Annotated in this window: 15 protein-coding genes; 11 read left to right on the top strand and 4 right to left on the bottom strand. The window is 42.6% G+C overall.

All coding sequences use genetic code 11. The annotated features are described in order from the left end of the window. The first annotated feature begins 19 nt into the window (after positions 1-19). Positions 20-1,006 (top strand): LacI family DNA-binding transcriptional regulator, encoded by a 987-nt coding sequence (locus tag JFU01_RS04485; RefSeq protein ID WP_195855730.1) that lies wholly within the window; start codon positions 20-22, stop codon positions 1,004-1,006. A gap of 87 nt (positions 1,007-1,093) precedes the next feature. Here the strand turns inward: JFU01_RS04485 and JFU01_RS04480 are convergent, their stop codons facing one another. Beyond that, the gene (locus JFU01_RS04480; RefSeq protein ID WP_195855731.1) at positions 1,094-1,984 is read right to left on the bottom strand and encodes a LysR family transcriptional regulator; all 891 of its coding nucleotides are present in this window, start codon (positions 1,982-1,984) and stop codon (positions 1,094-1,096) included. Between the two features lie 117 nt (positions 1,985-2,101). Between JFU01_RS04480 and JFU01_RS04475 the strand changes: the two genes are divergently transcribed. Both JFU01_RS04475 and JFU01_RS04470 read left to right on the top strand, forming a co-directional pair. After that, entirely contained in the window at positions 2,102-3,637 is a 1,536-nt protein-coding gene (locus tag JFU01_RS04475; protein WP_195855732.1) for an FAD-dependent oxidoreductase, read from the top strand. Between the two features lie 129 nt (positions 3,638-3,766). After that, a complete protein-coding gene (locus tag JFU01_RS04470) occupies positions 3,767-4,252 on the top strand; it encodes an S-ribosylhomocysteine lyase (RefSeq protein WP_195855733.1) in 486 nt (161 codons plus the stop codon). A gap of 65 nt (positions 4,253-4,317) precedes the next feature. Here the strand turns inward: JFU01_RS04470 and JFU01_RS04465 are convergent, their stop codons facing one another. Together JFU01_RS04465 and JFU01_RS04460 are read right to left on the bottom strand one after the other, a co-directional pair. Next, positions 4,318-5,154, bottom strand: coding sequence for an aldo/keto reductase (locus JFU01_RS04465; RefSeq protein ID WP_195855734.1), 837 nt, complete (start codon positions 5,152-5,154; stop codon positions 4,318-4,320). A gap of 90 nt (positions 5,155-5,244) precedes the next feature. After that, positions 5,245-6,009, bottom strand: coding sequence for an alpha/beta fold hydrolase (locus JFU01_RS04460; protein ID WP_195855735.1), 765 nt, complete (start codon positions 6,007-6,009; stop codon positions 5,245-5,247). Between the two features lie 178 nt (positions 6,010-6,187). On the opposite strand from JFU01_RS04460, the gene rlmD reads away from it, so the two are divergent. From rlmD to JFU01_RS04445, 3 genes are all read left to right on the top strand, one after another. Beyond that, a complete protein-coding gene (gene rlmD, locus JFU01_RS04455) occupies positions 6,188-7,570 on the top strand; it encodes a 23S rRNA (uracil(1939)-C(5))-methyltransferase RlmD (RefSeq protein WP_195855736.1) in 1,383 nt (460 codons plus the stop codon). 705 nt (positions 7,571-8,275) lie between these two features. Beyond that, positions 8,276-8,620: a PadR family transcriptional regulator gene (locus JFU01_RS04450; RefSeq protein WP_195855737.1), complete on the top strand. Its 345-nt coding sequence runs from the start codon at positions 8,276-8,278 to the stop codon at positions 8,618-8,620. Beyond that, complete coding sequence (locus JFU01_RS04445; protein ID WP_195855738.1) at positions 8,614-9,258, top strand: DUF2812 domain-containing protein; 645 nt, start codon at positions 8,614-8,616, stop codon at positions 9,256-9,258. Before JFU01_RS04450 ends, JFU01_RS04445 begins: the two co-directional genes overlap by 7 nt. A gap of 83 nt (positions 9,259-9,341) precedes the next feature. On the opposite strand, the gene JFU01_RS04440 is transcribed toward JFU01_RS04445, so the two are convergent. Further along, complete coding sequence (locus tag JFU01_RS04440; protein ID WP_195855739.1) at positions 9,342-9,965, bottom strand: ABC-2 transporter permease; 624 nt, start codon at positions 9,963-9,965, stop codon at positions 9,342-9,344. A gap of 381 nt (positions 9,966-10,346) precedes the next feature. On the opposite strand from JFU01_RS04440, the gene JFU01_RS04435 reads away from it, so the two are divergent. From JFU01_RS04435 to JFU01_RS04415, 5 genes are all read left to right on the top strand, one after another. After that, positions 10,347-10,559, top strand: coding sequence for a hypothetical protein (locus tag JFU01_RS04435; protein ID WP_195855740.1), 213 nt, complete (start codon positions 10,347-10,349; stop codon positions 10,557-10,559). A gap of 336 nt (positions 10,560-10,895) precedes the next feature. Further along, on the top strand, positions 10,896-11,738 hold the full coding sequence (locus JFU01_RS04430; RefSeq protein WP_195855741.1) for a MerR family transcriptional regulator: 843 nt from the start codon (positions 10,896-10,898) through the stop codon (positions 11,736-11,738). A gap of 287 nt (positions 11,739-12,025) precedes the next feature. Then, the gene (locus JFU01_RS04425) at positions 12,026-12,580 is read left to right on the top strand and encodes an ECF-type riboflavin transporter substrate-binding protein (protein ID WP_195855742.1); all 555 of its coding nucleotides are present in this window, start codon (positions 12,026-12,028) and stop codon (positions 12,578-12,580) included. Beyond that, complete coding sequence (locus JFU01_RS04420) at positions 12,580-14,310, top strand: ABC transporter ATP-binding protein (RefSeq protein ID WP_195855743.1); 1,731 nt, start codon at positions 12,580-12,582, stop codon at positions 14,308-14,310. The genes JFU01_RS04425 and JFU01_RS04420 overlap by 1 nt, the downstream gene beginning before the upstream one ends. Further along, entirely contained in the window at positions 14,311-15,153 is an 843-nt protein-coding gene (locus JFU01_RS04415; protein WP_195855744.1) for an energy-coupling factor transporter transmembrane component T family protein, read from the top strand. The last annotated feature ends 49 nt before the right edge of the window (positions 15,154-15,202 follow it).

Here is a 15,202-nt window from a genome sequence, read left to right as displayed (position 1 = left end):
AGGTGTTGAAGGTGAGTAGATGACAACTTTAAAGGATATTGCCAAGGCAACAGGTTATTCTGTATCAACGATTTCTAGAGTATTGAGAGAAGATCCTACCCTATCCGTTAAAAGCTCTACCCGTCAAGAGATTAATGCTGTGGCGCAGGCCATGAACTATACCATTCGTGGAGTCAGTAGTTATGCCTATGATATTCTCGTTATCCATAAAGATGACCATTTCCGCGATCATATTGACAATGCCTATTATTTTAATATGCGTTTTGGCATCGAGTCCATCGTTCATGAATATGGTTACAGCTGTTATTTTGTCCCCATTAGTCGCTTAAAGAAATTCAAACGGACTTTTGATGGCATTTTATTATTGGGCAATTTTACTCGAGAAGAACAAAAAGAGATTGTAACTTCTTACCACAATTGTCCCATTGTTACGGTTTGTTTAATGAATTTTTTCCCTGATCACATGGACCAGGTGGCCTATGATATTGAAAAAGCTATGGAACTTTTGTTAGACCAGGTCGCTGATGAGGGTTATCATTCCTTAGTCTATGTATCTGGTGAAGAAATTGACCAGGCTCATTTGATGAGTAGTAAGGAACAAATCCTACGGGCTATCTTACCGAAGTATCCGACCATTAACTGCCAGGAAATTATTTCTATCAAACAAAGTTCCTATTCCGGCACGCAAGCAGCTAAGAAATTCTTTAGTCAAAGCGAGGCCTTGCCTGATGTTATCATCTGTTCCAATGATCCCATCGCCTTTGGGTTTTTGGGGGTCATGCAAGATTTAAACATTGATCTGCCACTCTTATCCATCAACGGCGATTCCTATGGGGAAGTGACGACCCCACAACTGACTAGTGTGGATGTCAGAACCGAAGAAATTGGTCAGGTTGCAGTGGAAAGGCTATTAGAGCGTTTGAAAGACCCCCAAGCGCCCTATCAAAAAATCCTAATCCAACCGCAAATGCTCTTGCGGCAAAGTCATTTGCCCAGTCCCAGTTAACATGCTAGACTAAAAAGTTTTACTTGGCCTACCATACGGATGAAAGTTTTATCATCAATGTCATACCTCAGAAGGGTATGGCATTTTTTAGTTTTTAAGCGTCCTTAGATATTTTTTGATTAAATCAATCTTAGGGGAGTTCTTGAGGTAAATTAATTGGACTGCATAGGGGCTAGGACGGTTTTCGATGGGGAGGTAGCTGATTTCATTTTGAAGGGGCAGGTCAATCAGTCCACCGCAGTAATGGGCGATGGCCTGGCCAGTAGCGACCAGGACTTGGATGTGCTGGAAACTCTGTTCGCGACGGATTTGTAATTGGTTGAAAGGAATTTCGATAGACCTGAGGAAACCTTCTTGGATATAGGTGGAATCTTCTGGTGTGTAGAACAGGATGGGGTAATCTTTGAAAGCCGCTAGGGGAAAGGCTGGCTTTTGAGCGATTAGATTCTTTTTACTGATTCCCATTAAAATATTATCTGAATAAATCGTTTTTAATTTGAAGCGCTTATCATCGAGTTTGAGCGGATTATTTTGATAAACAATCAAATAAGCCATATCGATGATGCCAAATTTCACATCGGATATTAAGTTTTCGATGGCTTGCTCATGGATGGAAAATTGGACGCCTAATTGTTCTTGGGCTTGATTGATATGCTGGGTGACTAGTAAACCCTCAAAAGGGGAGTGGTAACCAATATTGAGTGACTGGTATAGGGCTTTATCCTCTCCTTGGAGTAAATGAATCGTGGTATCTAAATTATTGACCATGTCTTTAACATAGTTGTAGAAACGCTGCCCCACTGGGGTGAGATGGATACGGTTCTTTTCACGGATAAATAACTGAAAACCAACTTCCTCCTCTAATTTGCCGATGCTAATTGATACGGCCCTTTGACTAACAAAATTGTTATCTGCCACTTTTTGGAAACTTTTTCTTTCGACACTTTCTAGAAAGTAATTTAATTGTTGAAAATTCATTTCGTCCCTCCCGAAATATTATTTCTACTATCATACATTTTACCCTCTTCCTCATCTTTCAGCAAACGCTTACAATATATGTGAATGAAGTAACAATGCTTATAAGGAGGAATAAAAATGACGACTAAAACTTATGATGCCGTGGTGATCGGTTTAGGTGGTGCAGGGCTTTCAGCTGCTGTAGAATTGGTGGAAGCAGGTAAATCAGTCTTAGTGCTAGAAAAGGGTGAAGACTGGGGTGGCGCCAGCAAGTGGGCTGCCGAAGGAATCTTTGCGGTAGAATCCAAACATCAACGTAATGCTGGTTTTTATCCAACTAAAGACCAGGCTTTTAAACATTTAATGGAGTGGTCACATTGGCGGAATAACGGCCGTTTGGTGAGAAACTTTGTTAACCAATCTGCTGACACCATCGAATGGCTAGAAGAACATGGAATGAAAACCGTCCTTACTGGGAATATTCAAGACTATCACTGGGAAGATCCAGGCACCTACCATATGTTTGTCGATAAGTATGACTCTTTTGATCGCTTAGTGGAATACCTCAAAGAAAAGGGTGGTCAGGTAGAGACCAAAGCCGCTGCTAAAAAATTAATTATGGATAATGATCAATTAGCAGGGGTCGTCTATGAACAAGATGGTCAGGATATCGAGGTAGCAACGAAGACCGTCTTTGTGGCCGATGGGGGCTTTATCGGTAATGAAGAGATGGTTGAGAAGTATGTTGACCAAGACGTGAGTGATTGGTTTATCGCCGGAGAATGGAAAGCGACCGGTGACGGTATTCGCATGGTTCACGAAGTAGGTGGCCAAGTCAGAGCCATAGCTAACTTCCAAAACCATAATGCCTGTGTCTACCCAACCTTTGAAGCTGCTGGTGGCGAAAAGGGTAATTATTCCATCAACCAAATCTATTCCCTACCCTTGCTTTGGATAAACCGTCGTGGGGAACGCTTTACTGATGAGAAGGCTGTCTATGATAGTGTCCTATGGGGCAATGTGACCATGAAACAAAATGGGAAATATTTCTCCATTGTGGACCAAGCTACTTTAGACCGACTCAAATCAGAGAAAGTGCCTATGATTAATGCTTATACCCGCTATAATGCAGTACGTGAGTTTATCGACAACTTAGATGCTGATGAATTGGACAATCCAGCTGAACTTTCAGCGCAAAGAAGCTGCGAAGCGGTGACTGGCCCTTTAGAAAACCTAGATGCTGACTGGCAAAAAGCCATGGATGATGGCTATGTACTTAAGGGCGACAGCTTAGAAGACTTAGCGGAGAAAATGGGTGTTCCGGTAGAGAACTTTAAGGACAATATCCAAGCTTATAACCAAGCGGTTGAAGATGGCTATGACCCAATCTTTAATAAAGATGCTCGTCTCTTACAATTTAAGGTAGAGGAAGGTCCTTTCTATGCTATTAAGGTACGTTCAGCTGTCTTAGGAACAATTGGTGGGATTGAAGTGGACGAATACTGCCGGGCAATTGGCGAAAATGAACAAGTCATTGATGGGGTTTATGTCGTTGGTGCCAACGCTTCCGGTATGTATGATAATTCATACTCTGATATCGAAGGAGTTACCTGTGCCTTTGCCTGGGGATCAGGACGAATGGCAGCCCACCAAGCCCTTGACTATCTTAAATAAGTAACATCCTAATCCAACCGCAAATGCTCTTGCGGCAAAGACATTTGCCATAAGCTAAGTGGGACCCATAGCCCATTATCACTGCCTGTGTTATTATTAATAATGAAAGTGATAAAGGAGCGTGGAAATATGGCAAAAGTTGAAAGTTTTGATTTAGACCACAATAAAGTCAACCCCCCTTATGTGCGGGTGGCTGGTCGTGAAGAGGGAGAACATGGTGACCAAATCACCAAGTTCGATATTCGTTTAGTCCAACCCAATGAACAAGCGATTCCTACTGCGGCCCTCCATACCATTGAGCATATGTCAGCGGCTTATATTCGCGATTATCTGGATGGGGTTATTGACTTGTCCCCAATGGGCTGTCGAACCGGTTTCTATTTGATCATGTGGGGCCAAGCGGAACCCGAAGAAGTTGCGGTGGCCTATACTAAGGTTTTGCGTGACATTGTCAAAAGTGACTGGTCGGATGTCCAAGGAACTGAAGCGGTCTCTTGTGGGAATTATCGGGACCACTCCCTCTTTGGTGCCCAAGAGTGGGCCAAGAAGATCCTTGACCAAGGTTTCTCCAAAGATCCTTTTGACCGTCAAGTGGTAGAAGTTCCCAAAGACTAGTCAAGTTAAAGGCAAAAGAAAAAGCGTTATTCCCAATGTGCGGGTTTAACGCTTTTTTCTGTCTTCTAGAAGGATTTACTATCAGGATCAGGCGCTTCTACGTCAGCTACTGTATCCAGTAATTCTATATCGCGGTCAGTCAGTTGGATATCAAAGACATCTAAGTTAGCCTTGATATTTTCTGGCGTTTTTGAGCGAGGAAGTGGCACAAAGCCGTGTTTCAAGGACCAGGCCAGGGCGATTTGAGCTACGGAGTAACCTAACCGTTGGGCAATGGCTTGGACTTCTTCATTATCGAAGATCTCACCTGAACCGAGTGGACTGTAGCCTTCTAATAAAATATTATGTTTCTTGCAATACTCCACGATTTCGTCTTGGGTGAGTCCGGGAGTTAACTTAATTTGGTTAACCATAGGGATTACCTTAGCTGTTTCTAAGAGGGCATCCAGGTGGTAGGGGAGGAAGTTAGAGACCCCAATGGCCTTGGCTAGGCCTTTTTCATAGATGGTTTCCAAAGCCCGCCAAACTTCGGCGTTCCGTGCTTTATAGCCGGGTTCTTCTCGGTAAGGTTTGGGATTAGGCCAGTGGATGAGGAGCAGGTCGACATAGTCAGTCCCTAATTTCTCTAAGGACTCTTCAAAGGAGGCTAGGGTATCTTCGTAACCGACTTTATCATTCCAAACTTTTGTGGTTAAGAAGATGTCTTCACGGGGAACGGGACTCTTTTTGATGGCTTGGCCCACTTCGTGTTCGTTGCCGTAGTATTGGGCAGTATCAATATGGTGGTAACCCACTTCCAAGGCGTAGGAGACCGCATTGACCGCCATGTCGCCTTCTAATTTCCAGGTACCGAAACCGATGGCAGGAATTTCAACACTGTTAGATAACTTATAGGTTTTCATTGAAACTTTCCTTTCTCTATTTTGTCAGACTGCTTGAATTTGACTTCATAGTAACACGGATCAGATGAGAGACATAACAGTTTGATCTGATCAAGAGTGAATGGCAGAGGAATCCTTTTTAATAAAGTGGTGGTCGAAAAACTCAACCATGGCTTTGGTGGTCTCGATATCCACTAGGTGGCCAGCGTCTTCAGTTAGAAAATGGATATGGGCATCGGGATTTTGCTGAACAAAGGCTTCCGTCTGAGCAAAGGGCACGCGTTGGTCTTGGTGGCCGTGCCAGATAAACAAGGGACGTTGACCTAAGCGCTCACTGTGTCTAGACAGGTCATAGTTTTCTAGCCAGGCGATGAGGTCAAAGTAATCATCAGGCATGAAACGTTGAGCCGCTATGGCGTGTTGGTATAAACGCTCAGCATAGGCTAGAGGTTGGGGTGTTCCCATCAGGACCGCTGCTGCCTGGATCTCAGGGTGTTGGCTTAGGAGAGAAAAGGTGGTCATCCCACCCATAGATACCCCAGCAACCGCTACTTGGTCATTGGCTAGTTGACGCTTTTGGAAGAAGTTGACGATATAGGAAAATTCAAAAAGATTGCTTTGGATACTCTGCCAGAAGGTCTGCGAAGGAATGCCCTGGACCGGGACTTGGCGCTCTCCGTGGTTAGCCGCATCGGGAACGATGACCCGACAGCCTAAACGGGCCAGGCGGCGAGCGGCGGTGAGGTTTAATTCCTTGTGCGACCGCCAACCGTGGTAATAAATGATTAAGGGTAAGGCGGAATGCAGCTGGTCTTTGGGCGCACACTCCAGTAAAGGAATGGTGCCCAGCCAACGATGGCGGATAGTGATGGACAAGTGAAGCCTCCTTTTCTAGTTTAAAATCGTTTGGGACTTTTAAATAAGGATAAAACAAAGTGGAAGAAAAGTATAAAAAAGCGCCTGTCCGTTAAAAATATTTCGCCAGGAGGTATTGAGAAACAGGCAGACTTTTGCCATGATATAATAGAAAGGACCAAAGAGAGAGGATGTCAATATGGCAAAGAAAAAATGGCAAGCGCCCGTTAAGAAGAATCAAATACTCGATGTCACCATCACTGACCTGACCTATGAAGGGATGGGTGTGGCTAAGGTCGACCGCTACCCCCTCTTTATTCAAAATGCCTTGGTGGGGGAGGATTGCCAAGTTAAAGTGGTCAAAGTGCTCAAAAAGTTTGCCTTTGCGATTGTTTTAGAACGCTATAATGACGCAGATAGTCGTGTCCCCCTCCGTGATGAAAACGGCCTAAGAACGGGGACCATGCCACTCCAACACATGGCCTATCCGGCCCAGCTGGTCTTCAAGCGCCAACAGGTGGTCAACAGCTTACAAAAACAAGGCCTGCTGGATCAGACTGAGGTTTTAGAAACCCTCGGTATGGAAGACCCTTGGCACTACCGCAATAAGGCCCAGATTCCGATTGGAGAAGCGGATGGCCAGCTCTATACTGGTTTTTACCGCAAGGGGTCCCATAAATTAGTCCCTATGACTGATTACCAAATTCAACTGCCTGGGATTGACCAGACCTTACAAAAAGTAGTGACCATTTTTAACCAGTATCCCATTTCTGCTTATGATGAAGACAGCCACCAAGGCTTACTCCGTCACTTGATCGTTCGCCAGGGTTATTATACTGGCCAAGTCATGTTGGTGATTGTGATTAACGGGGAAAAACTTCCTGATGAAGAGAAAATTGTAGCAGAATTAAAAGCTCAAATCCCTGCCTTAGTTTCTATTGTGATTAATATTAACCAGAAAAACACCAATGTTATCATGGGCCAAGACCAGCGGGTGGTTTATGGTGAGGACCTTTATGAAGACCGCATGTTTGACTTGACCTTCCGGATTTCCTCTAAGTCCTTCTTCCAGGTCAACACCAGCCAAGCGGAAAAACTCTACCAACAAGCTCTTAAAGCCGCTGATCTCAAGGGGGATGAAGTGGTGGTGGACGCTTATTGTGGGATTGGGACCATTTCACTTTGCCTAGCCCAAGCCGCTAAAGAGGTTTATGGGGTTGAAATTGTTCCAGACGCCATTGATCAAGCCCGGGAAAACGCCCAGCTCAATGGACTGGATAATGTGACCTTCCAAGCTGGAAAAGCAGAAGAAGTCATCCAAGACTGGGTCCAAGCGGGACTCAAACCCGATGTTGTTGTCGTTGACCCACCACGCAAGGGGCTCGCAGAGGACTTTATCCAGTCTGTCTTAGAAGTTCAACCAAAGAAAATTGTCTATGTCTCCTGCAATCCTGCCACCCTAGCCCGTGACTTGGCCAAATTTGTCGACCAGGGTTATCAACTGGGTAAGGTTCAACCCGTCGATATGTTCCCGCAAACCCACCATGTTGAATCAGTCGTTTTGATGACAAGAAGCGACTAGCGACGCAGTCATCAATTACGAATGATTGATGCGATATCTCATAGCTCTTTGAGCGTAGCGAATGAGAGATATGACTGCAAAGCAAAGCGTAGAAGCTGTCGCAGATGCTGCAGCCATTCGAGCAAAGCGAGTTACGGATGGAGTATGCGTTAGCTACGCAGTGAGTTACAGCGTCAGCTCCGTAGCGATAGCGTAGGTGATTTTATGGGAGCGTTCGAGTGCAACGAGATTACGTTCCTAAATGCGTTAGCTGAAAAGAAAAGCTGATAGGGATAGGGTTTGTAGAGGTTTTAGATGTTGAGAGAAGCTCCAGAGATGGGGCTTTTTTCTGTTGGTTGGATAAAAATGGTAGAAATGTGGATAGGCGTATGGGGAAACTGATCGACTGAATAAGGTGGAAATGCAGGCAATGATAAAAAGCAACGACGATTTCAGACATCAAAGCCTTCTTGAAAACTCAGCACCAAGGGATGGTCGAATATGATGAAAGCTTAGTTCATCGTCTGATTGAGAAGGTTATGGTTGAAGATGGCCAGCTTGAAATAACCTTGAAGACGGGAAAAATTGTAAGAATAGATAAATAAGAGAAACCAGGTCTATGTTGTAGTGATGACATAGTTCTATGTCTCTTTTTTGTCACTACTACTTTACACGTACTACGCGTTGCGATATAATATAATTGAAAAAGGGAAAGAAGGTTATGAGATGGTTGCTAAATCAGATCTAGAAAATGAACTCCCTTTAACGGAGACGCATTTTCTGGTTTTATTAACCATGGTTCAACCGAATCATGGCTACAATGTGATGCAGGAAGTAGAAGCTATTACACAAGGTCGGGTAACTTTTGGGCCTGGCACTCTCTATGGAGCCATTAACAATCTCACTAAAAAAGGCTGGATAGAAATGCTGGAACACGATAAAGCAAATCGCCGTAAGATTTATCAAATAACACCCATCGGTCGGAAATTGCTCGATTTAGAGTTAAGACGAATGAATCAATTAATTATAGCCAGTCAAAATTATCTAGCGAAAGGAGAAGAATCATGTTAACTAAATTGAAAACTTTCTTAAATCCCATTGAAGGCAGAGAAAAATATCTCAATGAGATGGCTGATCAGGGCTATCGTCTGATTAAAAGTGGTAGTATGCTACAAAAATTCGAAAAGACAAATAATCATATACACCATTATATCGTTCAATATATCGGTCATATGTCCAACCGAGAGCGAATGAATTATTGTGATTTCTTACATGATTTAGGTTACAAAATTTTCTTTGCCCCTCTTAATATCGGCAAGGTTAGTCTGGGAAATGTCCGCTTACGTCCTTATAATCAAGGTAGAGCCGCTTTGGCAACCAACCCAGGCATGATCAATAAAGAGATCATCATTATTGAAACCGATGGATCCAAAAATATTCCAGCTTTTAGTGAGAAAGAAGGTCAGAAGAATGATCTCAAGCGGAGATTAAGGCCCGCTGTTTATCTAATGATTGTCTCACTAGTGATGCTTCTTGTCGGACTTTTGGTGCATCTCGATATGCCCCGAGATTGGTGGCATTGGACGTATTGGAGTTATCGCCCGGTTGAAAAAGTTTTATGGCCTTGGCTAGGTATCGGGGGATTGTTGCTCATCTATTCTGCTTGGCGTATTATGAAATTGCGATTTTTAATCAAAAACCTAGAATAGATGATAATCACTAAGAGACCTAGATCTATGTTGCATTAATCTAGGTCTCTTTTTTGACATATATATTTTTTGTTACGGGCATTCTAATACTCTTTATGGTTAACAATATGAGTGGACATAAAAATGGATAGAGCTAAAATGATTACATTTACTAAAACTAAAGCAATCAATGTATCGGTCAAATAGTGCTCAATATTTTGAATATACTTCTTAAACAGATCAACCTGTTTACCAAAAAGGGAGGTCATAGCAAACAAGATAAAGAAGGCACCCATCATAATGATACGACCATTTTCAGACCCATATTTTAGGAAGAAGGGAATCTGGATTGAGGTTAATAATACTGGAACCAGGATGATTAATAGTGAAAAAACAACAGCAATAGGAATCTCAGCCCCCTGTTGATAAAACAGATAGAGACTAGAAGCAAGACCTAGCATTGAAAAAACGAATGTGGGAACATATTTACTTGTCACATACACCCATCGGGGAATCGGTGTGGTAAATATAAACTTCGGAAAGTCAGCCTGGTCATCAAATCCAAAAGTTAGTCCACTGAAAATGACAGGCATGTAAATGAATAGTAAGGGAATGAGTAATGGCGTTCCCTGGTATAAGGCATAGCAAGAAATAGCGATAATGATCATAAAGCTGATCATATAAGACAGCTTAGCAGACATAAAGTCTTTATAAATTAGCGCTCTCATTGTGATCCTCCTTAATGGTATAGACCATGATATCTTCAATTGAGGAGATATTAAAAGAATGAATATTCAATCAAAGTACATACTCACTCCCTCATTTTCAATCCATAGCTTATCCACGATACATGTGGAAGCGGTCGTGGGTCTGACGCGGAAGTAATGACGGAATGATGTGGGAATAGTGAACCACTGAGTGCCTAGTATCAATGTCAGAGGCCTAAGTGAAGAGAAATTAATAAACAGCCCCCATGTCAAAAATTTCCAAGAAGTCGACTAAAAAGAAGGATGCTAAGCCCTCTCAAAGACTGCAAAAAGCTCTATTAGTGAATAGTTTTTAAAATTTTAGATCTTTGTTATAGTAAAATAAAAGGAGGAAGAGGGTATATGGCACTATTTGATAAAAAAGATGAAAAGAAATATGAACAAATTGTAGAAGATTTTAATCTTGAAGACCTTAATAAGGATGATTTAGAAGTACTATTGAACAATTCAGATGCAGCAGCTGGTGGCTTAAGTGCCTTGTTAGTCCAAAATTATATCATCATGAGACAACTTGATAGACTAAATAAAAATATAGAACAATTAATGAAAAAATAATAAGTAGAAGTCTAAAAATAGATTTATTATCGATAAACTCAAACAAGCAAAGTCACAAGCCGTGGAATTTCTTTATTCAAAGCCTAACTTGATTGTTCTTGGCTATAAGTAGATGAATTTTCAAAACAGAAGAATGATAAAATAGACCCGACAGGCCTCTTATATTAAAGAGGACCAAGTCGGGTCTTTTGCTTGCAAAAAAATAGCCACACCATATGAGGAATGTGAGGAAGATGATCAAGTAAGTTTCTCAAATCTAATAATTGAAGATTTGAAAATAATTCTTGACCTGTCCCTGAGGCTCCGTGATATCTTTAAATTGAAGGAGGGGATCATATGTTACGTGGTGAAGTGCAAAAGCAAACTGGATTAACACGGAAGGCAATCGAATACTATGAAGAAAAAGGGCTGGTTGCACCTCATAGGGAAGAAAATGGCTACCGTAGCTATAGTGAATTGGATGTTGAAAAATTACATAAGATTGCTACATTAAGAAGGTTAGGGTTAAGACTGAATGAAGTTGAAGATATCTTGAATAATGAGAACCAGCTTGCGACTATCCTTCGAGAAAAACAAATAAAAAGCGAGTTAGATCAACGCAAATATCAACTTCTGCAAAGATTAATTACTGGAGCCTCTATTCAAGGAATTAATCAAAAAATATTAGCGATTGAAAAAAATGAAAGCATGTACGAACGCCTGCAATTGATTTTTCCAGGTTACTTTGGTCAGGCCTTCTTTTATGCCTATCAACCTTTTTTGAATGAGCCAGTAAAGCAGCAAAATGAAGCAGCTTTCACAGAATATATTCATTACTTAGACTCCTTGCCCATGATTAATTTTTCTAAGGAAGAAAAAGACTGGATTGAAAAAATTGCTTCAGACATTGATCTATCTATGTTAGATAAAGTGAATGATAGCAAGCAGGCTGCGGTTGAGGAGCCTAATCGATGGTTTGAAGATAACCAAGAAGCTGTCGAAGCATACCTGGCGTATAAAGAAAGTGATGACTTTAAAAGCAGTCCCTTATATTCGATGAACGAAAAAATCAGAAATTATATGCGTGATAATCACTATTATGAAAAGGCAATCCCCTTAATAAGGAAGTTTAGTCCACAGTATGATGCCTACTATAAAAAATTGCTGAACGCAGATAATTTATTGAAGGATAAATTATAGGAGTAGAATTTTTGTGAGAGTAAGGGATGAGGTTTAGGAATATAATTTGAGTGTAGAGATAAGCTCCAGCAATGGAGCTTTTTTAATGGGATAAATTTTATACCGGATAGTATTTAAATAATTAATAAGATAAATTAAGATATTTAAAATAATAAATTACCATTTGTTTAATGTACACGCTTGATCGGTAAATGATAATTCATTTTTAAAAGTCCCATGATAGAATAACTTAATCATAATGAACTTAAATACTATTGATATTAGATTTAAGTAAAGGAGGAAAAAAGATGAATAAACATTTTACCACACGAAACATTGTTGCAGTCGCTATTGGAGCAGCCTTATTTGGGATTTTGATGACTTATGGAGGGATTCCGGTTTTTACTAATACCAAGTTATCCACGGCTTATATCGTTCCTATCGTCGTTGGCGCCCTCTTTGGACCGGTTCAAGCAGGCTTAGTTGGTTTGATTGGAAACGTCTTTGCTGATGCCTTAGGCGGCAGCGGCTTCTGGGTGGACTGGACCGTGGGCAATATGTTTGCTTGTTTCTTTATCGGCGCTTTAAAACTTTATGGAGCGGATATTCGGCGGGGCATCTTTACCGCTAAACACGCGGTCATTTATGCCTTGGTATCGGTGGTTGGTTTAGAACTTTCCTTTGGTTTGGTCACCCCGCTCTTGACTAAAGTCTTCTACGGTGGTGAATTAGCCATTACCATCACTCAAGCCCAAGTGGCTGTTTTAACTAATTCCATCGTCGTTCTTGTCGTGGGAATTCCATTGCTCTTTACTCTAGCCAAGCGTTATCGGGGGACAACAAATTTGGTGGATGAGGACTAATGGAGCACACTAGCCTTTCACCAATCATTCAATTTAAAGATTTTTCTTTTACCTATGCGTCTGCCCAAGAACCAGCCCTCAAAGACATTAACTTGGAAATTTATCCAGGGGAAAAGATTTTGATTTTAGGCGCCAGTGGGAGCGGGAAATCAACCCTGGGACAGTGCATCAATGGACTGATCCCTAACCAGTTTGAAGGAACTATCACTGGGACAGCGACGGTCGCTGGACACGCGGTGGGATCTTCATCGGTTTTCGATTTGTCCCAAGAGGTAGGGTCTGTTTTGCAGGATAGTGATGCCCAATTCGTTGGTATTAACGTGGCTGAAGATATTGCCTTTGCCCTGGAGAACCGTAATACACTTAGGTCTGTGATGAAGACTTTCGTTGACAAAGTCGCTCGGCGGGTTGGTGTGGTTGACCAGCTAGACTCCCTTCCCTACTCCCTCTCAGGTGGACAGAAGCAAAAAGTTTCTGTGGCCGGGATTCTAGGGGAGAAAAATCAGATTTTGCTCTTTGATGAACCCCTAGCCGCCTTAGATCCCCAGATGGGCCTATCCATGGTTGAACTCATCGATTCCTTGAATAAAGAGGATGGGAAGACTGTGATCATCATCGAACACCGCTTTGAAGACGTCCTCCACCGTCCCATTGATCGAGTGGTCTTGTTGGACCGAGGGCAGATTGTGACCGTGATGACGCCAGATGAGCTGATTGCTTCCGACCTCTTGATTCAATATGGGATCCGGGAACCCCTTTATATTAGTGCCTTGAAGAATATGTATGGAGGCTTGAAGCAAGAGGAGGGCTTAACCCAGTTAGAGACTCTCGACCTTTCTTTCTACCAAGGTAAAAAGCCCTGGCTAGCTGGTGAGGAGTCTGCTTCCAAAGAAGCTGAAACAGGTGGCCAGGATCCGCACAGTGAGGATGAACCGGTCATTATCCACTTAGAGGACTTACGCTTTGGCTACGATCCCAAGCAACCGCTCATTCAAATCCCCAAGCTAAGCATTAGACGGGGAGAACGTATAGCCATTGTGGGGGAGAATGGGTCGGGAAAATCCACCTTGGCTAAGCTGATAACTGGCGTTCTAAAGCCACAGGCGGGTAAGATCGAGCGCCTAGGAAACCCTATTACTATCCAAGAAATCGCTCAACTGATTGGTTATGTCATGCAAAATCCTAACCAAATGCTGGTGACGGATTCAGTCTACCGGGAGATTGCCCTGGGATTGGAATACCGCCAAGTCGATCAGGCTGAAATCGATTATCGGGTCCAGCAAGTTCTCCAGGTCACTGGACTCTATTCTAAACGGAACTGGCCAATTTCGGCTTTAAGTTACGGGCAGAAGAAGCGCTTAACAGTGGCTATTGTGCTGGCCTTGGAGCCAACCTGTATTATTTTAGATGAACCGACTGCTGGATCGGATTATGCTCATTACCGCGAAATTATGGAGTTTATCGATGACTTGAACCAGACCTATCAAATGACCATGATCTTCATTACCCATGATATGCATCTGGCCCTAGAATACACCGACCGGGGCCTGGTCATTGAAGACGGTCAGTTAATCGCTGACCGGCCGATTTTTGATATTTTAGCGGATGATCAACTGGTTGAGCGGGCTTCCTTGAAGAAGACATCCATTTTTGACTTTGCCCAGCGTTTGAATTTACCGGTGGCTGACTTTATCCAAGCCTTTATCAAAAGTGAAAGGGAGGGGAAGTAGATGCATGACCAATTGATTATCCGTTATGACATTGGCGATGGTTACTTTGACCGCCTGGCGGGTTCAACCAAGCTATGGGTCTTTGTGACTGCGCTTGCCCTAATGATGGTCTCTTTCGACCTAAGGATTATCCTTCCCCTCTTTCTCATCCATGCTTGGATTTTTAAGCAGGTTTACCGGAAAAGTCGGGCCCTGAAGTTTATCTTTCGTTTTATGTTAATCATGAACCTGATTAATGTCTTTCTTTATTATTTGGCTAACCCTTTAACCGGGACCGAGCTAGCTGGACAGGTAACGGTTTTGTATCGCTTTAACGATTACTTTGTCGTCACCTATGAGACCTTGGTTTACTTCTTAGCCAGAATTATGAAGATGATCGGCAGTTTGATTATCAGTCTGTGCTTTATCTTAACCATTACCCCCACCCAGTTAGCTAGTGGTTTGTATGCTATGGGAGTTCCTTATCAAATTGGCACCATGTTCTCCTTGGGGCTGAGATATATGCCCGATATCTTCCGTGATTTTACCGCCATTAAGGAATCTATGCAGATGCGGGGCTTGGAGCTCAATCCTAAGCGGGCCGGCCTTTTTAAACGACTCAAGGCCAACACCGCCATTCTCTTGCCCTTAATTATTGTCTCCTTTGACCAGGTGGAAACCATTTCTAGCGCTATGGACCTGAGGGGGTATGGCCAAGGAAAGAAACGGTCATATTATGGGGACCTTGAGCCTGGGGACCACGATAAGCAGATGCGACTCTTGGCCATCGTTCAAGGAGCAATCTTTATTATTTATATGTGGTTACGGCTTACCGGAAGAATCCATGAATTGTGGGTCATTTAGCTAAGTGATGACCAGTAAGGAGAGTCGTAGTCACTGTTCACAGTGATTG

The organism is Aerococcus sp. Group 2 (assembly GCF_905125285.1).
GTDB lineage: Bacteria > Bacillota > Bacilli > Lactobacillales > Aerococcaceae > Aerococcus > Aerococcus urinae_E.
This window is presented reverse-complemented; position numbering and strand designations above follow the sequence as displayed.